Consider the following 20,750-nt stretch of genomic DNA (forward strand, 5'->3'; position numbering starts at 1 on the left):
GATGGCGTTGCTCGAAGTGGCAGCCAATTCCGTCGCCTCGGCGTTCGCGGCGCAGGAAGGCGGCGCCGGGCGCATCGAACTGTGCGCCAGCCTGGAAGAGGGGGGTGTAACCCCCTCGCATGGCACGATCATGCTCGCGCGCGAGGGGCTGACCATCCCGCTCTATGTCCTTATCCGCCCGCGCGGGGGCGACTTCCTCTACGAGAACATCGAGATCGAGTGCATGCTCGACGACATCGAACACTGCCGCGACCTGGGCTGCGACGGCGTCGTCGTCGGCGCGCTTACGGCGGAGGGCGACGTGGATACCGAGGCGTGCGCCTTGTTCGTGCGTGCGGCGGGCAGGATGGGCGTCACCTTCCATCGTGCCTTCGACCTGGTGCCCGATCGCCGTGAAGCCCTGGAAACCGTCATCGATCTCGGCTTCGAGCGGGTTCTCACATCGGGCGGCATGCAGAGTGCCGTGGCGGGCGCGGCCTCGATCGCGCAGCTGGTCGCGCAGGCCGGCGATCGTATCGTGGTGATGCCCGGCGCCGGCATCGAGCCGGGTAACGCCGACAACCTGCGGGCCGCGACGCGTGCGCGCGAGTTCCATGCGTCGGCGAAGCGGCGGCTACCCTCGGGCATGCGGTCGCCGGCCGATGCACTGGGCATGGGCGCAGGCGAGACGCGTACCGACGTGGACACGGTAAGGGCCATCGTCGCCGCGCTGGCGTAGGAGACCACGATGTGGGCTGGCGTAGGAGCCCACGATGTGGGCGAACCCTCAGCCCACCTACAGCGAACGAGGCCATGCACAACATCCAGGCGAGCGCTCTAAACCTTGACCGGCAACAGCCCCCCCGGTGTCACCGCGACAATGCGGCGGCCGGGCGCGGGCGGCGTCTCGTGCAGGCCGGTGAGGGTGCCGAAGGCCGGCAGCATGCCGACGTGGCGGTCGAACACGAAGGCGGGCAGGCGATGCTTGCGCCAGCCGTCGCGCACCACGACCCCCGGGTGCACGTGGCCCGATAGCGTGTAGCCATCGGCATGCGGCTCGGGATGATGGGCCAGCACGAACGGTGGCGCATGCATGCGATCCGGCCGCACCTCCACGCCCAGCGTGCCCACGTCGAAGTGCCGGTCGTGGTTGCCGGCGACAAGTATCATCGCCACCCCGGCATGTGCCTCGCGCCAGGCGCGCACACGCGAAACCCACGCGCTGCGTTCCGTCGCGGCGCCGTGCACCATATCGCCCAACACGACCAGCGTTTCCGGCTGGAACGTGGCGATCAGCGCGTCCAGGCGTGCCAGGTCGTCGTCCGTATCGCCGCTGGGCACCGCGATGCCGGCACGGCGGAACACGGCGCCCTTGCCGAAGTGCACGTCGGTGACCATGAGCGTGCGTCGGGCCGACCAGTGGATCGCACGTTCGCCATGCAACGTGAGCCGTTCGCCGGCCACCTCGATGTCCAGTGTGTTCATGATCCGGCGCCTGCTTCCAGCTTGGCCAGCATGCGTTCGACACGGCTCTTCCAGTCGTCGGCGGCGATGCCGCCACGTAGTCGCTCCACCCATAGTGGAAACGCCAGCGGGCTGAGCCGCTTGGGCTCGTTCCACAGCAGCTGCGCACGCGCGATGCGCACCAGGCAATGGCGCAGGCGCGTGTAGTCGAGCTGTTGGTCGAGCACTTCGCGTTCGGCCTGCCACAGCAGGGGATGCTCGGGATCGTGACGACGCAGCACGTCGTACAGCAAGCCACTGGATGCCTGCAGCTGCCGCATCGTCTTGTTGTGCGCCGGGTAGCCGTTGAAGACCAGCCCGGCGACACGCGCGATCTCACGGAACTGGCGCTTGGCCAGCTCCGACAGGTTGACGCTTGCACGGATGTCGCTGCGCAGGCCTTGCGGATGCAGCAGGACGCGCATCGCTTCCGCGTCCAGTGCGGGCATGCGCGCGGCCGTGATCGTGAGCCCGTAGTCGTTGACGGCGTAGCCGTAGTCGCCCGGCTGGATGCGCGCGAGGCGCAGCGCGAGTACGGCGGCCAGGCCCTCGTGTGCCAGCCGGCCCGCGAACGGGTAGACGAACAGGTAATCGCCCTCGCGGGTGCGTGTTCGCTCGCACAGCGTGGCATCCATGGACGGCACGCTGGATTGCCGGCGCTGGATATCCAGCAAGGGGGCGAGGGCGCGCATCTCGGCTTCGCGGCCTTCGCCGGCCAGCGTGCGACGCAGTTCGTCGGACAGTTCGCCCGACAGAGGCAGCCGACCGCCCATCCAGCGCGGCACGCCACCGCGGCGGTTGGGTGCGGGGCGCACGTAGGCGGTCATGTCGCGCACGCGCACCAGTTCGAGGTGGCGGCCGGCGAAGAGGAAGCGATCGCCGGGACGCAGGCGCGACAGGAAACTCTCTTCCACCGTGCCCAGCCGCGCGCCCTTCATGTAACGCACGGCCAGGCTACCGTCCGACGTGATCGTGCCGATGGACAGACGGTGCATACGGGCGACGCGACCGCTCTCGACATGGAAGCGGCCTTCCGTATCGGCCAGCTTGCGATACTCCGGGTAACTGGCGAGCGCGGAGCCACCGGTGCGCAGATAGGACAGCACGGCGTCGAAACGCTCGCGCGGTAGCGAGGCGTACGCCAGCGACGAGGTGATCTCCGTGTAGGCCTCATCGGCCGTGAAGCCGCCGCCCAGTGCCATCGTCAGCAGGTGCTGGGCCAGCACGTCCAGGCAGCCGCGCATCGGGTGACGCGGCTCCAGGTGACCTTCGGCCAGTGCGCGTCGCGCGGCGGCGATCTCGGCCAGCTCGAGCAGGTGGGTGGGTACGCACAGGATCTTCGAAGGCAGCCCCGGCCGGTGGCCGCTGCGCCCGGCGCGCTGGAGCAGGCGGGCGACGCTTTTCGGGCTGCCGATCTGGATCACCCGCTCCACGCTGGCAAAATCCACGCCCAGGTCGAGGCTGGACGTGGCGACCACGCAACGCAGTGCGCCCTGGCGCAGTTTTTCCTCGGTAGCCAGGCGCAACTTCGGATCGATCGAGCCGTGATGAAGCGCCAGCGATTCGGGTGCCTCCGGCCATACCGAGGCCAGCGCTTCGTGCCACAGCTCCGCCTGCGAGCGCGTGTTGGCGAAGACGAGGCTGCTGCGGGCGTCCAGCACGGCTTTCAACACACGCGGCAGTTGCGACAGGCCAAGGTGCCCGGCCCACGGGAAGCGCTCGCCACCTTCCGGCAGGGCAGTCTCGATCACGGTCTTCTTGCGGCCACCGCCACCGATCAGCACGCCGTCGCCGGATAGCGCGTGCAGGGCTTCGTCCAGGTTGCCCAGCGTGGCCGAGAGGCCCCAGGTGCGCAGTTGCGGCAGCCAGTGGCGCAGGCGCGTGAGTCCCAGTTGCAGCAGGATGCCGCGCTTGTTGCCGAGCAGTTCGTGCCATTCGTCCACCACGATGCCGCGCAGCGAGGCGAACCGCTCGCGCGCATCGGGGTAGCTGAGCAGCAGCGCGAGGCTTTCCGGCGTGGTTACCAGCAGTTCGCAGGCACCCCGGCGCAGGCGGGCGCGCTCGGCGCTGCCGCTGTCGCCCGTGCGGCGAAGCACCCGCCACGGTAGCTCCATCGCCTCGACGGCGGCGGTGAGGTGTTGCGCGGTGTCGGTGGCCAGCGAACGCAGCGGCGTGATCCAGAGCAACTGCAACCCGCTCTGCGGACGCAGCACGGCGTCGATCAGCGGGCCGCCGGCCGCTGCCAGGGTCTTGCCGGTGCCGGTGGGTGCATGGATAAGACCGTTACGGCCTTCGGCCCATGCGCGCCATGCCGCGCGCTGGAACGCGGCGGGTTTTCGTTCCTGCGTGGCGAACCACGCGACGAGGCGTGCCTCAGCCCGCCGCCAGGCGGCGGAGGTCGTCGAGTTTGTCGGCATCGCGGATCGCCAGGTCGGTGCGCCAGCGGAGGATGCGCGGGAAGCGCACGGCCACGCCGGCCTTGTGACGGCCGGAGGCCTGGATCGCCTCGAAGGCGAGTTCGAAGACATGCGTGGGTTCGACCGAGCGGACCGGGCCGAAACGGTCGATGGTGTGTGCGCGTATCCAGCGATCGAGCCGGCCGATCTCGGCGTCGTCCAGGCCGGAATACGCCTTGGCGACAGGGACCAGCGTCTCCCCGTCCCAGACGCCGAAGGTGTAGTCGGTGAACAGGCCGGAGCGCCGGCCATGGCCGGGCTGCGCATAGAGCAGCACGGCGTCCACCGTGTAAGGCTCCACCTTCCACTTCCACCAGTCGCCTCGTTTGCGGCCGACGCGATAGGGCGAGTCGCGCCGCTTCAGCATCAACCCCTCCGTGCGCCGCTCGCGCGATTCGGTGCGCCACTGAGCCAGGCTTGCCCAGTCGCTTGCGCGCGCTTCGGGCGACAGCGTCAGCGTGGGACCATGCGATGCGATGAGGCGTTCGAGCAGCAAACGTCGCTCCGCCAGCGGACGCTCGCGCAGGTCGTGCCCGTCGAGTTCCAGCAGGTCGTACGCCATCAGGCGCACCGGCGTGTCGGCCAGCAGTTTCGGACCGGGCTTGAGCTTGCCGATACGTTTCTGCAGGGCGGCGAACAACAGCGGATGGTCCTCGCCCGGCGACCAGGCCAGGATCTCGCCATCGATGACGCAGCCGTCGGGCAGGGCGGCCGCGGCCAGCTCCAGTTCCGGAAAGCGGCCGTCCATGCGCTCCTCGCCGCGAGACCAGATCAGCGCACCTTCGGCACGGCGCATGAGCTGCGCGCGGATGCCGTCCCACTTCCATTCGGCCAGCCAGTCGTCGATCGCACCGAGCGCATCGACGTCCTGTTCGAGCGGCGAGGCCAGGAAAAAGGGGTAGGGGCGTTCACCCGCGTGTTCGTCGTCGCGCTCGGGTCCGGCAAGTGCTTGAAACGCCTCCGCACTGGGTTTCCACGTGCCGCTCATGCGATGGGCGATGAGGTCGGTGGCAAGCGCCGACCACTGGGCCAGTGCCTGTACCACCAGCCGTTGCGACACGCCGACGCGCAGCGACCCGGTGAGCAGCTTGTTGACGAGGAAGATCTGTTCCTTCGGGGTGGACCGCCACCACTCGCGCAGCATGGCGATCCGCTCGCCGGCCTCCAGCTTGCCCAGCGAGGGCAGGCGCGCCTCCATCCATACGTGCAGGGCGGTGTCCTCGTTCTCGTCGTCGTCGGTACCGGGCAACATCAGCGCGATGGTCTCGGCCAGGTCGCCGACGTGCTGGTAGCTGTCGTCGATCAGCCAGTCGGCATACCCGGTTTCGATGGCCAGCGCGGTGCGCATCTCGGTCGAGCTGGCGGTGCGCTTCAGCTTGCCGCCGCCCAGCACGTATACCGCCCACGCCGCGTCTTCCGCCGGTGCATCGGCGAAGTACGTCGCCATCGCCTCGCGCTTGGCGGTGGTGGACGCCGTCCGGTCCAGCGCCTCGAACAACCGGGCGAAGCGGCGCATCAGTCGCCTTCCTCGCTACTGCGCTCGTCGGGCATGCTGCCGCCCAGCGAACGCAGCGCACGGGCGTCGTGGCCCTTGTCGCGCAGGTAATGGATCAACGCCTCGCCGTCGCCGTGGGTCACGTAGATACGCTTCGCGCCGCAGTCCTCGACACTGCGGATCAGGCCGGGCCAGTCGGCGTGATCGGACACGATGAAGCCGCGATCGTAGCCGCGACGGCGACGCGCCCCGCGCACCTGCATCCACCCCGAGGCGAACCCGGTCGATGCCTTGCCGAAGCGTTTCATCCAGGGTGCGCCGGCCGCGGAGGGAGGCGCCATGACCAGTTCACCCGCGAAGTCGCGACCCTTGGCCGAGTCGCTCACGGGTTGGGTAGGCACCATGCGGATACCCGCATCGCGATACGCCTCGACCAGTCGCACCATGGCGCCGTGCAGGTGCACGGTGCGATCCGTACGCAGGGCCAGTTCGGCCAGGATGCGCTGGGCCTTGCCCAGGGCGTAGCAGAACAGCACCGCGGGCACGCCGCGTGCCGCGCACTCGTCCAGCCAGGCCAGCATGTCGTCGATGACGCGGGACATCGGTGGCCAGCGGTAGATCGGCAGGCCGAAGGTGGATTCGGTGACGAATATGTCGCACGGCACCGGCTCGAACGGCACGCAGGTCGGGTCGGGATCGCGCTTGTAGTCGCCGGAGACTACCGCGACCAAGTCGGGCGTCTCGATGCGGATCTGCGCGGCGCCCAGCACGTGGCCCGACGGATGCAGCGAAATCACCGTGTTGCCGAGCGTGAAACGCTCACCGTAGGCATATTCCTGGATGACCGAGGCGGCACCGAGCCGCTCACGCATCAATCCGCCGCCGGCTCGCGCCACGTGATAGAGGCCGCTTCCGGAGCGCGCATGGTCGCCGTGGGCGTGCGTCACCACCGCCCGCGGCACCGGCTGCATCGGATCGATGTAGAAGTCGCCGGCGGGGCAATAGAGGCCCTGGGGGCGGGGTAGCAGCACGTCGCTGTCCATCCGCCGACGTTAGGCAGCCGCACGTCAACGCGACGTGCGCAGAGCGAAACGCGGCGGGTCAGGCGACGAACTGCAACCGCGCCAGTTCCGCGTAGAGGCCACCCTCGCGCAGCAGCGATTCATGCGTGCCTTGCGCGATGATGCGGCCGCCGTCCATCACCACGATGCGATCGGCGCGCTGCACGGTGGCCAGGCGATGCGCGATCACCAGCGTGGTGCGGCCCTTTTCGAGGCGTTCCAGCGCCTGCTGGATAGCCGCTTCCGACTGTGCGTCCAGGGCAGATGTGGCCTCGTCCAGCAGCAGCAACGGCGCATCGCGCAGGATCGCCCGCGCGATGGCGATGCGCTGCTTCTGTCCACCGGACAGCCGCACCCCGCGCTCACCCAGCGCCGCGTCGTAGCCGTCGGGCAGGGCGGAGAGGAAGCCGTCGGCTTCGGCAAGGCGTGCGGCCTCGCGCACTTCGTCGGCGGTCGCGTCTTCGCGGCCGAAGCGGATGTTGTCGGCGGCGCTGCCGCCGAAGATCACGGTCTCCTGCGGCACCAGGGCGATGGCGCCGCGCAGTTCCGGCAAGGCCAGCGCGCGCAGGTCGACGCCATCCAGGCGGATGGACCCGGACACCGGATCGTGGAAGCGCAACAGCAGGCTCAGCACGGTGCTCTTGCCCGCACCCGACGGCCCCACCAGCGCCACGGTTTCGCCCGGCGCGATGCTAAGGTCGAAATCCGACAGCGCGGCCACGTCGGGACGTGACGGATAGCGGAACTGCACGTGGTCGAAACGCAAGGCGCCGGTGACGGGCGTGGGCAGCGGTTCCGGCGCGGCGGGCGTGGCGATGGTGGCGGTTTCGGCGAACAGCTCACCGATGCGCTCCATTGCGCCGGCGGCGCGCAGCACGTCGCCCCAGACTTCGGAAAGCCCGGCCACGGACCCGGCGGCGAAGATCGCATAGAGCACGAACTGGCTGAGCACGCCTGGGGCGAGCTCGCCTGCGATGACATCACGCGCGCCGGCCCAGAGCACCAGCGTGATCGCGCCGAAGATCAGCACGATCACCGCCGCCGTGAGTAGCGAGCGCATGCCGATACGGCGACGCGCCGTGGCGAGGGCCAGGGCGATCGCCTCCGAGTAGCGCCGGCTTTCAGTGGGTTCGCGCGCATAGGCCTTGACCGCCTGGGCCGCGTTGAGGGTTTCGTTGGCGACGGCCGCCGCATCCGCGATGCGATCCTGGCTGGAGCGTGACAGCTTCTGCACGCGACGACCGAACACCAGGATGGGCAGCATCACGGCAGGAATGACCAGGGCGGTGAGCCCGGCCAGACGTGGGCTGGTCCAGGCCATGGCCACGGCGGCGCCGATCAGCATGACCGCGCTGCGCAGCGCCACGGAAATGCCGGAGCCGATCAGGGTCTGCACCACCTCGGTGTCCGTACCCAGGCGCGAGGTGAGCTCGCCCACGCGCGTGCTTTCGAAGAAACCCACATCCAGGCCGATGACGTGGCGGTACAGGGAGCTGCGCAGTTCGGCCAGCGAACGCTCGCCCAGCAACGCGATGCAGTAGTAGCGGGCCGCCGTGGCGATGGCCAGCACGATGGCGACGCCGAACAGGCCCAGGAAGGTGCCGTTGATGGAGGCCAGGTTGGAGGCGAGGAAGCCGTGGTCGATGATGTGTCGCACGGCGACCGGCAAGGTGAGCGACGCACCGGAGGAGATGCCCAGGAACACCAGCCAGCCGATGGCCAGTGACTTGTGCGGCCGGAGGAACGGCCAGAGGTTGCGGAGCACGCCGACCTTCTTCGACTTTTCCCTGCGCTCGACGGTCATGCGTGGTCCATTCTTTGGGTCATCCGCCACCGGATGGGGCCGGGGGAGGGCGTATTCAACATGCGCGGGCGGCTCAGTCGACGCGCCTGGGCGCGATCCGGCCGCGCGAGAGGTCCACGATACGCGCCGCAAGCGCTTCCAGGCGGTCCACCGGCGCACTCACGACCAGGTCGGCACCGTCGGCGACGAAGGTTTCGTCCTCCACCGTTCCATCCATGTCGCGTATCCGTGCCGTCACCAGGGCCAGCTCGGCAAAGTCGCAGTGCAGGCCCAGCCGGCCGACCTGGACGATGGTCGTGCGCGGCGCCAGTCGCAGGCACTCGGCGGCGCTGCCGCCGTAGGCACGGGCGAGGCCACCCGCGCCCAGCTTGATGCCGCCGTACCAGCGCGTCACCAGCACGGCCACGCGGTCGCAGCCCTGGCCGTCGATCGCCTGCAGGATGGGGCGTCCGGCCGTGCCGCCGGGTTCGCCGTCGTCATGGAAGCGGTAGGCATCGCCCACCCGGTAGGCCCAGCAGTTGTGCGTGGCGTTCGGGTCACCGACCGTCCCGAACCAGGCGAGGGCATCCTCCGCCGACGCCACCGGCGCTGCCTGGGCGAGGAAACGGCTTTTCCTGATGTCTTCCTCGTGCCGCCACGGTGCGGCGAGGGTATCCAACGGCACACTCATGGGTGGAGATCGAGCAGGTCCTGTGGCAGGTCGTAACGGGGATGCCGGCGGCGAAGGTCGCGCAGCTGGCGCAACGCCTCGGCGCGTTCGCCGCGCCCGAGCAACCGGCGGATCTCGCCGACGGCATCGTCCGGTGGCAGCACGGGTGTCGCAGGATACCGCGCTTCATCCCGCCACGTGCCATCGACCGCCGGGGCCTTCCGGAGGTTAGAGCGGGTCGACGACGCCACAGGACCGGGCGATGCAGGCGTCGCGGCGGCGGATCCTGCGCTGGCGGGGGTGCGCGGCTCGATGGCACCGGGCGACCGTGACGGAAGGCGACCGGCGGGCGAGACGGCCAGGGGTGCTGACGTGCGGCCCTCGGGACGTAGCGCCAGCGGCCGGGTATCGCGCGCCTGCCACGCGATGGCCCATACCAGTGTCAGCACGAGCACGATGCCCGCTCCGACGATCCAGGGCCAGCGTCGCGACACGCGTCAGGCCCGCGAGGTTTCGGGACGCGGCTCGACGGCAGCGCCCACACGGTTGCGTCCGGCATCCTTGGCCCGGTAGAGGGCGCGATCCGCGGCATTGAGCAGGTCGAGCGGACCGCTGTTGGCGGTGGGATGCATGGCCGCCGCGCCGATCGTGATGGTCAGCACCCCGAACGGGCTGGTCGGGTGCAGGATCGCGTGGGCCTCCACCTGGGAGCGAAGATCCTCGGCGAGCGCCAGCGCGTCGTCCAGCCGCGTGCCGGGGGCCACCACCGCGAACTCCTCGCCGCCAAAGCGGGCGATGAAGTCGCTGGGACGCAGGCCGCGCGCCGTCAGCGCTTCCGCCAGGGCACGCAGGCAGTCGTCACCGGCGAGATGGCCGTATCGGTCGTTGTATTCCTTGAAGTAGTCGACGTCGATCATCAGCAGGGCGATGGGTTCGCGCTGGCCCGGACGGTGCCATTCGCGCAGCAGCCGTTCGTCCAGGGCGCGCCGGTTGGCCAGGCCGGTAAGGCTGTCGACGAACACCAGCCCCTGCAATTCCTCGCGGCTGCGCGAGAGCCGGAACTCTTCTTCCACCAGGTCCACCTGCGCCAGGGTGCCACGCAGGCCGATGCCGATGACCGCGGCGATCGCCCCGGCGATACCCAGCGAAGGATAGCCGGGAATGACCATGAGGCCGAAGCCCAGCACGCTCATGGCCAGGAACGTGGGGCTGGCGCTCTGCACGAAGCGCACAAGGTAGACCGGCGCGTGCCAGTGCCTTTGCGGCAGGCGCGCCGCCATCGTGACCATGAGGGCCAGGAAGGGGACGTCGAGCAGGACATCCCACAAGGATGTGCCGAAATCCGGGTTGCCGCCGAGCGCGACGAAATGGTTGTAGAAGAAGCCCGCCAGCGCGTAGGTGACGAAGAAGGCGGTGACCGAACGGAAGAAGGCGTGGTCGTCGGCGCGGTCGGTGGCCAGGAAGCGCAGCGATGCCGCCACCGCCAGGCACGCGTTCTCGAAGTCGAGCATGTAGGCCACGTCCACGGCCTGTTGCGGCCCCATGGCGCCCTGGAGCGACACGATCGAGAAGGTACGCACGTAGAACAGCACGCCCAGCAGGGCCGCCAGCACCAGGTCGATGCCCAGCGCCCAGTGCTTGCGCGCCGCCACCGGCGCGGACGAGACCGCCACCAGCACGGGCAGCACGTAAAGGATGTAGAAGAACATGCTGTCGCCGGGCGCCAGGTTGGCATTGTCCAGCGAGTAGTTCTGCCGCGCCGACAGCCCCATGCCGATGGCCCATAGCACCAGGCTGGCGGTCAGCAGCCACCAGCGGCGGTCGCCGGGCGTGCCCGAGCGTCGGAACGCGCGCACCGTGCCGGCCATGGCCAGCAGCGCCACGGCGAAAAAGAACACGTAGGACACGGCCATGCCGCGCGACGGCATCAGCGCAAGGCCGGCAACGTGTGCCGCGACGATGAGGCCCGCAGCGATGAGCGCTTTCATTGGCGTGCTTCTCCCGGCCTGCGACGCAGTAGTCGTATCGGCAGGCTCAAGGGAAGATTGAGCGCCAGCGGGCGGCTACGCCGCGCGAATGGCGCCCTTGGCGATGACCGGGCCCGTGGGCTGGCCCGTCGGCGAGCCGCCGGACGGTTCCAGCGACACGGCCAGGGCGGCCGTGGGGCCGAGTCGGTCGAGCAAGGATTTGTCCAGGTGGATGCGCTTGGGGTCGGAAGGCACGAAGACGCCTACCGATATGGGTTTGCCACCTTCGGGGATCAGCCAGAGCTCGGTGCTGCGATCGGCGGCGATGGCCTCGGGTGACGCGGGCACGAGCAGCAGTTCGCTACGCTCGATGTCCATGGTGGCTGTCCACCCGGCCACGCCACGGTCGGTGGAGATGGTGGCGACCATCAGCGTGGCCGGCGCCGGTGCCGTCGTCGCCACCGGCGCCGTGGTCGGCACGCCGGGACGGGTGAGGGTCAGCACCAGCAGACAGGCGGCCACGGCTGTGGCGCCCATGCCGAGCCAGCGCCACAGCGCCACGCTGTCCCAGGCGCGATCGGGCTTGCGCGCTGGCGCGGCGTCCAGGCCCAGGCGCCGGCGGATCGCGGCCCACACGTGGGCCGGCGGTGCCTCGTCGGCGATCTCCAGCGCAAGCGGCGTGAGATGTCGCTGCCAGAGGCCCACGGCGACGGCGGCCTCCGGGCTGGTTTCCATCTCCCTGGCGACCGCGGCGCGCGCGTCCGCATCCAGCAGGCCGAGTACGTACTCGGCATACCGCAGGTTGTCCTTGTCCGATTCGAAAGTACTGTTCATGGATTGAGGCAAGCCCTGAGCTGCAGGAGACCACGGCGGACCCAGCTTTTCATGGTGCCAAGGGGCACCTTTGCGCGTTCCGCCAGCTCGTTATACGTAGCGCCACCGAAAAAGGCTTCACGGATCGAGCGACGCTGTTGTTGTTCGAGCTCGGACAGGCAGGCGCGCAGGCGGCGGTACTCCTGGTCGCTTTCCGCGTCATGGGCGGGGCCGGGGCGATCGTCGACCAGGGCGTCGAAGTCGACGTCGTGCGCCTGGCGCAGGTCCGGGCGTTGGCGCAGGCGGTCGATCGCCTTGTTGCGGGCCACGGTCAGCAGCCAGGTGACCGCGCTGGCCAGGGCCGGATCGAAGCTCGCGGATCGCTTCCATACGGTGACGAAGGCTTCCTGGAGAACTTCCTCCGCTTCGTCGCGATCGTTCATCACGCGCAGGCAGACACCGAACAGGCGCGGGGAGGTACGGCGGTAGAGCTCGGCGAAGGCGCGTTCGTCCCCTTCGGCGGTACGTTGCAGCAATCGGTTCAGCTCGTCGCGCTCGGCGGGGCTGGTGGCAGGCATGCGTCGGGTTTCCTTGGTCGGACGGGGCCGGTCAACGGTGCACCACGATCTATAGCATGAACAGGGTGTCGGGGGCAGGGTAGCCGGGCATGTGCATCCATTCGCCTCATCATCCCGTATATATCGAAGACCCCACGGAGCCTCTATCGTCATGTCCATCGATGCCAACCGCAACGTCCCCCTGCCGCGTCGCAAGGCAGCGTGGCGCCGCTGGTTCGACACCTCGGTCGCCGATGCCGGCGACGATGCCCGTGCCGATCGCATCGACTGGCTGCGCGCCTCGCCGTTCGTCGTCATGCACCTGGCGTGCCTGGGGGCGATCTGGACCGGGGTGTCGACCGTGGCGGTGCTCGTCGCGGTGGCACTCTATGCCGTGCGGATGTTCGCGCTGACCGGTTTCTACCACCGCTATTTTTCACATCGCACGTTCCGCACCTCTCGGGCCGTGCAGTTCGTCTTCGCCCTGATCGGTGCCAGTTGTGTGCAGCGTGGCCCCTTGTGGTGGGCCGCGCATCACCGCAACCATCACCGGCATACGGATACGACACTGGACCCGCACTCGCCATCCGTGCATGGCTTCCTCTGGAGCCACGCCGGGTGGTTCCTGACGCCGCGCGGCTTCCGCACCGAGATCGAGCGCGTGCCCGATCTGGCCGTGTACCCGGAGCTGCGCTGGCTGGATCGCTTCGATACCGCCATTCCCGTCGTGCTGGCCATCGCCCTGTTCGGGCTGGGCAAGCTGCTCCAGCATGTGGCGCCGGGGCTGGGTACGGACGGCTGGCAGATGCTGGTGTGGGGGTTCTTCATCTCCACCACCGTGCTGTTCCACGCCACGGTGACCATCAATTCGCTGGCCCACCGGTACGGCAAGCGGCGTTTCGATACACGCGACGACAGCCGCAACAACGTGTGGCTGGCGCTCATCACGTTCGGCGAGGGCTGGCACAACAACCATCATTTCTTTCCGGGCACCGTCCGCCAGGGCTTTCGCTGGTGGGAGATCGACATGACCTACTACGGCCTGGTGCTGATGTCGTGGTTCGGGCTGGTGCACGACCTGAAGCCGATCCCCGCCTGGGTGTCCGTCAAGGCGAGGGGCTGAGCATGCGCATCGCCGTCGTCGGCTCGGGCATCGCCGGTCTCGCCTCCGCGTGGCGGCTGTCGAGGCACCACGACGTCACCCTTTTCGAAGCCAACGATTACCCCGGCGGGCACACGCACACCCACCGCGCGATCCAGGGCGGGCGGGAGTATGCCGTGGACACCGGTTTCATCGTGCACAACCGGGCGCACTATCCGCTGCTGTCCGCGTTTTTCGATGAACTGGGCGTGGCGACGAAGCCGACCACCATGAGCTTCTCGGTGCGCAGCGAGGCCAGCGGTCTGGAGTACAACGCCGCCACGCTGGATACGCTGTTCTGCCAGCGACGCAATCTGGTCTCGCCGCGCTTCCTGGGCATGCTGCGCGACCTGTTCCGTTTCTATCGCGAGGCACCGGCGCTGCTGGACATCGACGGGCAGGGGCCGTCACTGGGCGATTACCTCCAGGCCCATGGCTACGGCGCAGCCTTTCGCGACGAACACCTGGTGCCGATGGCCTGCGCGTTGTGGTCGTCGCCGTCGTCGTCGATCCTCGGCTTTCCGGCGAAGTACCTGGTTCGCTTCATGGCCAACCACCACATGTTGCGTGTCGCGGGCCGTCCCGAATGGCGCGTGGTGGAGGGTGGATCGCGCACCTACGTGGATGCGCTGCGCGCCCGCTGGAACGTCACCGAGCGGCTGAACACGCCGGTGGTGGGCGTGCGGCGTCACGCGGACTCCGTCGAGGTGGTGACGCACGGCGGCACCCACGCGTTCGACGAGCTGGTGCTGGCATGCCATAGCGACCAGGCGCTTGCCCTGCTGGGGGACGCCGATGGCGCCGAGCGATCGGTGCTGGGCGCCATGACCTACCAGCCCAACGAGACCGTGCTGCATACCGATGCCTCGCTGCTGCCACGCTCGCGCAAGGCGTGGGCCGCATGGAATGCCTTCATTCCGGCCCGCCCGGGCGCGGCCTGCACGGTCAGCTATTGCATGAACCTGCTGCAGGGCATCCAGGCGCCCGAACCGTTCGTCGTGACGCTTAACCGTACCGAGGCCATCGATCCGGCGCGCGTCCTGCGCCGCATGACCTACCACCATCCGGTGTACACGCATGCTTCGGTGGCGGCGCAGGCTCGCCGGAACGAGATCCAGGGCCGGCGGCGCACGTGGTTCGCCGGCGCCTACTGGGGCTGGGGATTCCACGAGGACGGCATGCGCAGCGCCGTCGAACTGGCGCACGACTTCGATGCCGTGGTCGCCCGTCGTGCCGAGGTCGTGGCGTGACCACGTCCCTTGCCAGTGCGGTATACGAGGGCGTGGTGACGCACCATCGCCATGCGCCGCATGAGCATGCGTTCCGTTATCGCATGGCCCAGCTGTTCCTGGACCTGGACGAAGTGGATCGGGTGTTCGCCGGTCGCTGGCTGTGGTCGACGAACCGGCGCAACGTGGCCGAGTTTCGTCGGTCGGACTACTACGGCGACCCGGCCACGTCGCTCGCCGACGCGGTACGCGACCGCGCCGGCGAGGTGACCGGCCGCCGGCCCGCCGGTCCCGTGCGCGTGCTGACCCACCTGCGTTATGCCGGCATCGTCTTCAATCCAGTCACCTTCTACTACTGCTATGCGGTTGACGGCACCACGCTGGAGTGCGTGGTCGCCGAGATCACCAATACGCCGTGGCGCGAGCGTCATACGTATGTGCTGCCGGTCACGGCATCCGATGGCCATGCCATCGATGCCGACTTCGACAAGGTCTTCCACGTCTCGCCGTTCATGCCGATGGACCGCACCTACCGCTGGCGCTTTACCGCGCCGGATGTGCGGTTGAGCGTCCACATGGATGTACTGCGGAATGGCGAGCGCGAATTCGACGCACACCTCTCCCTGCATCGCCGGACGCTTTGTGCCACCTCGCTGGCTCGCGTGCTCTGGCGCTACCCGCTGATGACCGCGCAGGTGGTCGGTGCCATCCACTACCAGGCCCTGCGCCTGTGGCTCAAGCGCAACCCCGTTCACGACCACCCGATGAAGCAAGGCTCACGATCATGAACCGCATCGCCCGCACGGAAGAATTCATCGCCGACTCGCGCAGCCACCGCTTCCTGCGGCGCATGCTGCTTTCTCGCATGGCCGGGCTGCGCCACGGTCGCCTCACCATCCTCGATGCGATGGGTGGCACCACACTGGGCGAGCTCGTCGACGGTGCGCCCGACGTCCGCCTGGACGTGAAGGACATGGCCTTCTACCGTGCCGTGGCCGCCAACGGCAGTGTCGGCGCCGGCGAAGCGTTCATGGATGGCCAGTGGACCTGCGACGACCTGGTCGGCCTGATCCGGTTGCTCGTGCGCAACCGCGACCGCCTCGACGGCATGGAAACCGGCCTGGCGCGCATGGGCGGCCTGGCGATGAAGGCCTGGCACGCGCTGCGCGCGAATACGCGCCTCGGCAGCCGGCGCAACATCGCCGCCCACTACGACCTGGGCAACGATTTCTTCCGCCTGTTCCTGTCCGCCGACCTGATGTATTCCTCGGCGCTGTGGCAGGGTGAAGACGACGACCTGGAAACGGCGTCGACCCGCAAGCTGGACCGCATCTGCCAGTGGCTGGACCTGAAGCCCGGCGACCGGGTGCTGGAGATCGGCACGGGCTGGGGCGGCTTCGCCATCCATGCTGCCCGTCACTACGGCTGCCATGTGACCACCACGACCATCTCGCGCGAGCAGTTCGCACTCGCCGGCGAGCGCGTGGCGGCGGCCGGACTGGGCGATCGCGTGACCCTGTTGCTGGAGGATTATCGCGACCTGACCGGCAGCTACGACAAGGTGGTGTCGATCGAGATGATCGAGGCTATCGGCGCGGCCTACCAGGAGACCTATTTCGCCAAGATCGCCAGCCTGCTGCGTCCCGGCGGGCGTGTGTTGCTCCAGGCCATTACCATCGAGGATCACCGTTACGCGCAGGCCCTGCGCTCGGTGGACTTCATCAAGCGATTCATCTTCCCGGGCAGTTTCATTCCCTCGGTGCAGGGCATGCTCGAGGCGAAGACACGCGCATGCGACCTCGCGCTGGTGCGGCTGGAGGACTTCGGCGGCTCCTACGCGCGCACGTTGCACGCCTGGCGCGTGCGGTTCATGGCGCGCCTGGCCGACGTGCGCGAACAAGGCTTCGACACGCGGTTCATGCGCATGTGGGAGTTCTACCTCGCGTACTGCGAAGGTGGTTTCATCGAGCGATCCATCGGCGTGTCGCACCTGCTCCTCGAAAAGCCGAGGCTCGCATGAGCGTCTGGCATACCTTCCTGGTGATCTGGCTGGTTGCCGCCTGGGTGATGACCGCGGGCTGGGCATGGCAGTGGCGGAAGGAGAACGCCGGCATCGTCGACGTGCTGTGGTCGGTCGGCGTGGGCGGTTCTGCCGTATGGGCGGCCCTGGCCGGCCCGGGCGCACCGCTTACCCGTGCGGTGCTGGCCGTGCTTGGCGGCGCCTGGGGTGCCCGCCTGGCATGGCACCTGTGGAAACGTGTCCGTGGTGAGCCGGAGGATGGCCGTTACCGCGCCCTGCGCGAACACTGGCACGGACACCAGGGCAAGTTCTTCGGGTTCTTCCAGTTCCAGGCGTTCCTCGTGGCGATGTTCGCCGTGCCCTTCACGGCCGTGGCCGCCAACCCGGAGGCCAGCCTGCCGATGATCGCCGCAGCGATCGCGATATGGGTGATCGGTGTAGCGGGCGAGTCGCTCGCCGATCGTCAACTGGCCCGCTTCCGTGCTGACCCGGCGCATCGGGGCAAGACCTGCCGCGATGGCCTTTGGCGCTATTCGCGGCATCCGAATTATTTCTTCGAGTGGTTGCACTGGTTCGCCTACGTGGCGCTGGCGGTCGGCTCGCCCGTGTGGTGGCTTGCCCTCAGTGGTCCGGTGGTGATGTTCCTGTTCCTGCGTTTCGTCAGCGGCGTGCCGTATACGGAAACCCAGGCGCTGCGTTCGCGCGGCGAGGAGTACCGCCGCTACCAGCGCGACACGCCGATGTTCTTCCCCTGGTTTCCTTCCCGAAAGAGCGACGACGCATGAACACGACAGCCGAAGCCAACGGTTATTCCCGCGAGGATCGCGCTGCCGGTGGCCTGCTCGGTCTTGCCGAGCGGGGCGTGCTGCCTGACGCCCTGATTCGCCGGGGTATCCGTAGCCTTTGCGCGGCGCGCCTGCGCGAGGAAGGCGAGGGCGGGCTGTCCGCCGTCGCCGCGCGCTACCAGAAGCGTATCGACGCGTTGCGGCAGAGCCCTGTCGCCGTGCATACCGATGCGGCCAACGGCCAGCACTACGAGCTTCCCGCACGTTTCTTCGAGCTGTGCCTGGGGCCGCGCCTGAAGTATTCCGGCTGCCTGTATCCGTCCGGTGCGGAAAGCCTGGCGCAGGCAGAGGAGGCGATGCTGGAGGTGTACGGACGCCGCGCGGAACTGGCCGACGGCCAGTCGATCCTGGAGCTGGGCTGCGGCTGGGGTTCGCTCACGCTGTGGATGGCGCGGCGCTATCCGAACGCGAAGATCACTGCAGTATCCAACTCCAGCGGCCAGCGCCGGCATATCGAGGCGCGCTGTGCCGAGTTGGGCCTGGACAACGTCAAGGTCATCACCCATGACGTGAACACGCTGGAGCTGGACGCGGGCAGCTACGACCGCTGCGTGTCGGTGGAAATGTTCGAGCACATGCGCAACTACGAGACGCTTTTGTCGCGCGTGGCCATCTGGCTACGTCCGGGCGGCAAGCTGTTCGTACACATCTTCGCCCACCGCCAGTTCATGTACCCGTTCGAGACGGACGGCGACAACGACTGGATGGGGCGGCACTTCTTTACCGGCGGCCTGATGCCTGCGTCGGACACGTTGTTGTGGTTCCAGCGCGACCTGCGTATCGAGGACCGCTGGCACGTGGACGGCACCCATTACGAGCGCACGGCCAACCACTGGCTGGCCAACCAGGACGCCGCGCGCGACGAGGTGATGACCGTGTTGCGCGAGGCGTATGGCGACGCGGCCGGGCTATGGTTCCAGCGCTGGCGGATCTTCTGGATGTCGTGCGCCGAACTGTTCGGTTACGACAAGGGGCAGGAGTGGCTGGTGGCGCACTATCGGTTCGTGAGGGGCTAGTCGACCGTTGCGCCTGCAGCGCGAAGCTGGCGAATAACGCCGTCTACGCCGCGTTCGATCATGTCGAACGCGTGCGTGAAATCCTTCGCCGAGCCGTACCACGGGTCGGGCACATCGTTGCCGTCCGCGTTGCCGGCAAAATCCATCAGCAGGCCGATCCTGTCCTCGGCGGCGCCCGGGGCCAGGCGACGCAGGGCCTGCACGTGGCCCGCAGTCATGCCCAGAATCAGGTCGTAGTCGGTGAAATCCCTGGGCGTGACACGTCGGGCGCGGTGCGCCGGCATGGCGACGCCGCGGCGCTTCAGTTCGGTCAGGGCGCGTGGGTCCGGCGGATTGCCGATTTCCTCGCCGGTGACAGCGGCGCTGTCCACGCGGACATCCCAGTGCAATGCGGCAGCCTTGTGCAGCAGCAGCGCGTGGGCCGTGGGCGAGCGGCAGATGTTGCCCGTGCAGACGAAGAGGACGGAGGGCATGGTTTTCATCCGGCGACCTTAATGCAAAGGGCGGTCCGGTACGAGGTCGGTCGGGACGTGCACGCCACGCCGTGCGATCTTCTCGGTCATGATCGTGTGCTGCATCAGTAGCCCCGAGACGAGATAGGCCGCCACGCTTGCCGCGAGCAGCGGCAGCAGCGCGTGGGGCTGCATGGTGGTTTCGAACACGAATACCGCCGCGGTCAGCATGGCGCGTGCCGCCCCCGCGAACAGCGCCGCCATGCCAACGAGCGCCGCCATGCGCGGATCGACCTGGGCGATGGGCCAGTGGGCGAGGGCGATGCCGAGCAATCCGCCGAGTGCGCCACCGATGGTGAACAAGGGTGCGAGCGTGCCGCCCGACGTACCGCTGCCCAGCGCGATCGACCACGACACCAGCTTGGCGAAGGCGAGCAGGGCCAGCGCGCCGAGACCAAGGTGGCCGCCGATCACGGCGACGATGTTCTCGTAGCCCACGCCCAGCGTGGAGGGCACCAGGTAACCCACGACACCCACGGCGATACCGCCGATGGCGGGCCACCACATCCAGTGGATCGGCAGGCGCTCGAAGAGGTCTTCCAGGCCGTACACCAGCCGGGTCACGCCGACGCCGATCACACCGAAAAGCAGGCCCAGCAGGGTGTAGACCACCAGCGCCGTGACCGAGGCGGGCAGCAGCGCCGCCATCGGGAACACGGGGCCCGGGCCTTCGAGTGCGAAGCGGACGGCGGTGCCGGTCGCCGCAGCCATGGCGACCGGAACCAGCGAGCGCGCGCGACGCTCGAACAGCAGCATCTCGATGCTGAGCAGCACGGCGGCGAGGGGCGCGGCGAAGATGGCAGCCATACCCGCCGCGGCACCGGCCGCAAGCAGCGTCTTGCGTTCATCCGCGGTCACCGGCAGCAACTGCCCGATGAAGGAACCGAGGGCACCACCGGTGGCGATAATCGGGCCCTCCGCACCGAACGGGCCGCCGGTACCGATGGCGATGGCCGAGGACACGGGCTTCAGCCAGATCATGCGGGCGGGAATCCGGCTTTCGTTGGTCAGCACCTGCTCCATGGCTTCGGGGATACCGTGCCCGCGGATGGCTCGCGAGCCCCAGCGCGCCATGGCGCCGACGAGCAAGCCACCGATGACGGGAATCAGGACGACCCAGACGCCGCGGTGGTTGTCCGCCGGGCTCACCCAGGTCGTGCTCCAGTCGCCGAAGAACGCCACATGCGTGACCAGTGCGATCAGCCGCGTCAGCGCATGGGCGATGAGCGCGACGAAGGCAGCCAGGGCCATGGCGATCAGCGTGGTGGCGACCAGGCGCCGACGGACGCGCGGCAGACGGCTGCGCATGTGTTCCTGCGCGAGCGTGGGGTCGAGCGAGGGCGCAAGTGGGATGGCCGCCCGGTCATGGGGCGGATGCAGGGGATCGGTCATGTGGGTAGCCGAACGGGGTTGCGACAAGGCTACGCGTTACCGCGCTTTGTAGCTGGCTGGCAGATGAATGACCTTCGCAAAATGAAAAAAGCACGCGGTGCAGGACACCGCGTGCTTTCGTCTGGAATGACATGGTGGAGCGGAGGAGGATCGAACTCCCGACCTTCGCATTGCGAACGCGACGCTCTCCCGGCTGAGCTACCGCCCCACTTGGAACGAATGATATCAGCCATCTGCTTGACTGCCAACCGGCGGCTGGAAAGACCTTGGACGCCGCAAAAGCCCGTCATATCAGGGTTGTGCTTACGACG

Annotated in this window: 19 protein-coding genes and 1 tRNA gene; 7 read left to right on the top strand and 13 right to left on the bottom strand. The window is 68.4% G+C overall.

Annotated elements, in window-relative coordinates; all coding sequences use genetic code 11:
• The first annotated feature begins 1 nt into the window (after position 1).
• A complete protein-coding gene (locus FA89_RS12370; RefSeq protein WP_036140866.1) occupies positions 2–718 on the top strand; it encodes a copper homeostasis protein CutC in 717 nt (238 codons plus the stop codon).
• A 98-nt stretch (positions 719–816) separates the two neighbouring features.
• On the opposite strand, the gene pdeM is transcribed toward FA89_RS12370, so the two are convergent.
• The 10 genes from pdeM to FA89_RS12420 all read right to left on the bottom strand — a co-directional run bounded on the left by pdeM (position 817) and on the right by FA89_RS12420 (position 12,305).
• Positions 817–1,464, bottom strand: coding sequence for a ligase-associated DNA damage response endonuclease PdeM (gene pdeM / locus FA89_RS12375; RefSeq protein ID WP_036140867.1), 648 nt, complete (start codon positions 1,462–1,464; stop codon positions 817–819).
• A complete protein-coding gene (locus FA89_RS12380; RefSeq protein ID WP_036140868.1) occupies positions 1,461–3,899 on the bottom strand; it encodes a ligase-associated DNA damage response DEXH box helicase in 2,439 nt (812 codons plus the stop codon). The genes pdeM and FA89_RS12380 overlap by 4 nt, the downstream gene beginning before the upstream one ends.
• Positions 3,856–5,454, bottom strand: coding sequence for an ATP-dependent DNA ligase (locus FA89_RS12385; RefSeq protein WP_036140869.1), 1,599 nt, complete (start codon positions 5,452–5,454; stop codon positions 3,856–3,858). Before FA89_RS12385 ends, FA89_RS12380 begins: the two co-directional genes overlap by 44 nt.
• Positions 5,454–6,476, bottom strand: coding sequence for a ligase-associated DNA damage response exonuclease (locus FA89_RS12390; RefSeq protein ID WP_036140870.1), 1,023 nt, complete (start codon positions 6,474–6,476; stop codon positions 5,454–5,456). The genes FA89_RS12385 and FA89_RS12390 overlap by 1 nt, the downstream gene beginning before the upstream one ends.
• Positions 6,477–6,534: 58 nt before the next feature.
• Positions 6,535–8,298, bottom strand: a complete 1,764-nt coding sequence (locus tag FA89_RS12395) for an ABC transporter transmembrane domain-containing protein (RefSeq protein WP_036140871.1) — start codon at positions 8,296–8,298, stop codon at positions 6,535–6,537.
• A 73-nt stretch (positions 8,299–8,371) separates the two neighbouring features.
• Positions 8,372–8,968 carry an IMPACT family protein gene (locus FA89_RS12400; RefSeq protein WP_036140872.1) on the bottom strand — a complete coding sequence of 199 codons (597 nt, stop codon included), beginning with the start codon at positions 8,966–8,968 and terminating at the stop codon, positions 8,372–8,374.
• Positions 8,965–9,441 carry a hypothetical protein gene (locus FA89_RS12405; protein WP_036140873.1) on the bottom strand — a complete coding sequence of 159 codons (477 nt, stop codon included), beginning with the start codon at positions 9,439–9,441 and terminating at the stop codon, positions 8,965–8,967. The genes FA89_RS12400 and FA89_RS12405 overlap by 4 nt, the downstream gene beginning before the upstream one ends.
• Positions 9,442–9,444: 3 nt before the next feature.
• Positions 9,445–10,935, bottom strand: coding sequence for a GGDEF domain-containing protein (locus FA89_RS12410; protein WP_036140874.1), 1,491 nt, complete (start codon positions 10,933–10,935; stop codon positions 9,445–9,447).
• A 75-nt stretch (positions 10,936–11,010) separates the two neighbouring features.
• On the bottom strand, positions 11,011–11,748 hold the full coding sequence (locus FA89_RS12415) for an anti-sigma factor (protein WP_036140875.1): 738 nt from the start codon (positions 11,746–11,748) through the stop codon (positions 11,011–11,013).
• Entirely contained in the window at positions 11,745–12,305 is a 561-nt protein-coding gene (locus FA89_RS12420) for a sigma-70 family RNA polymerase sigma factor (protein WP_036140876.1), read from the bottom strand. Before FA89_RS12420 ends, FA89_RS12415 begins: the two co-directional genes overlap by 4 nt.
• A 151-nt stretch (positions 12,306–12,456) precedes the next feature.
• Here FA89_RS12420 and FA89_RS12425 point away from each other — a divergent pair, with 151 nt between their 5' ends.
• The 6 genes from FA89_RS12425 to FA89_RS12450 are packed head-to-tail and all read left to right on the top strand — an operon-like array spanning position 12,457 to position 18,535.
• A complete protein-coding gene (locus tag FA89_RS12425; protein WP_051938723.1) occupies positions 12,457–13,407 on the top strand; it encodes an acyl-CoA desaturase in 951 nt (316 codons plus the stop codon).
• A 2-nt stretch (positions 13,408–13,409) separates the two neighbouring features.
• Positions 13,410–14,675, top strand: coding sequence for an NAD(P)/FAD-dependent oxidoreductase (locus FA89_RS12430; protein ID WP_036140877.1), 1,266 nt, complete (start codon positions 13,410–13,412; stop codon positions 14,673–14,675).
• Positions 14,672–15,442, top strand: a complete 771-nt coding sequence (locus FA89_RS12435) for a DUF1365 domain-containing protein (protein WP_036140878.1) — start codon at positions 14,672–14,674, stop codon at positions 15,440–15,442. Before FA89_RS12430 ends, FA89_RS12435 begins: the two co-directional genes overlap by 4 nt.
• Complete coding sequence (locus FA89_RS12440) at positions 15,439–16,674, top strand: SAM-dependent methyltransferase (RefSeq protein WP_051938724.1); 1,236 nt, start codon at positions 15,439–15,441, stop codon at positions 16,672–16,674. Before FA89_RS12435 ends, FA89_RS12440 begins: the two co-directional genes overlap by 4 nt.
• Positions 16,671–17,459, top strand: a complete 789-nt coding sequence (locus FA89_RS12445) for a DUF1295 domain-containing protein (RefSeq protein ID WP_036140879.1) — start codon at positions 16,671–16,673, stop codon at positions 17,457–17,459. The genes FA89_RS12440 and FA89_RS12445 overlap by 4 nt, the downstream gene beginning before the upstream one ends.
• Positions 17,456–18,535: an SAM-dependent methyltransferase gene (locus tag FA89_RS12450; protein WP_036140880.1), complete on the top strand. Its 1,080-nt coding sequence runs from the start codon at positions 17,456–17,458 to the stop codon at positions 18,533–18,535. Before FA89_RS12445 ends, FA89_RS12450 begins: the two co-directional genes overlap by 4 nt.
• Here FA89_RS12450 and FA89_RS12455 read toward each other — a convergent pair.
• From FA89_RS12455 to FA89_RS12465, 3 genes are all read right to left on the bottom strand, one after another.
• Complete coding sequence (locus FA89_RS12455) at positions 18,532–19,008, bottom strand: low molecular weight protein-tyrosine-phosphatase (RefSeq protein WP_036140881.1); 477 nt, start codon at positions 19,006–19,008, stop codon at positions 18,532–18,534. The genes FA89_RS12450 and FA89_RS12455 overlap by 4 nt on opposite strands.
• Positions 19,009–19,026: 18 nt before the next feature.
• Positions 19,027–20,439 carry a chloride channel protein gene (locus FA89_RS12460; RefSeq protein WP_185754337.1) on the bottom strand — a complete coding sequence of 471 codons (1,413 nt, stop codon included), beginning with the start codon at positions 20,437–20,439 and terminating at the stop codon, positions 19,027–19,029.
• A 132-nt stretch (positions 20,440–20,571) separates the two neighbouring features.
• A tRNA-Ala gene (locus tag FA89_RS12465) sits at positions 20,572–20,647 on the bottom strand.
• Between the last annotated feature and the right edge of the window lie 103 nt (positions 20,648–20,750).

The organism is Luteibacter sp. 9135 (assembly GCF_000745005.1).
Lineage (GTDB): Bacteria > Pseudomonadota > Gammaproteobacteria > Xanthomonadales > Rhodanobacteraceae > Luteibacter.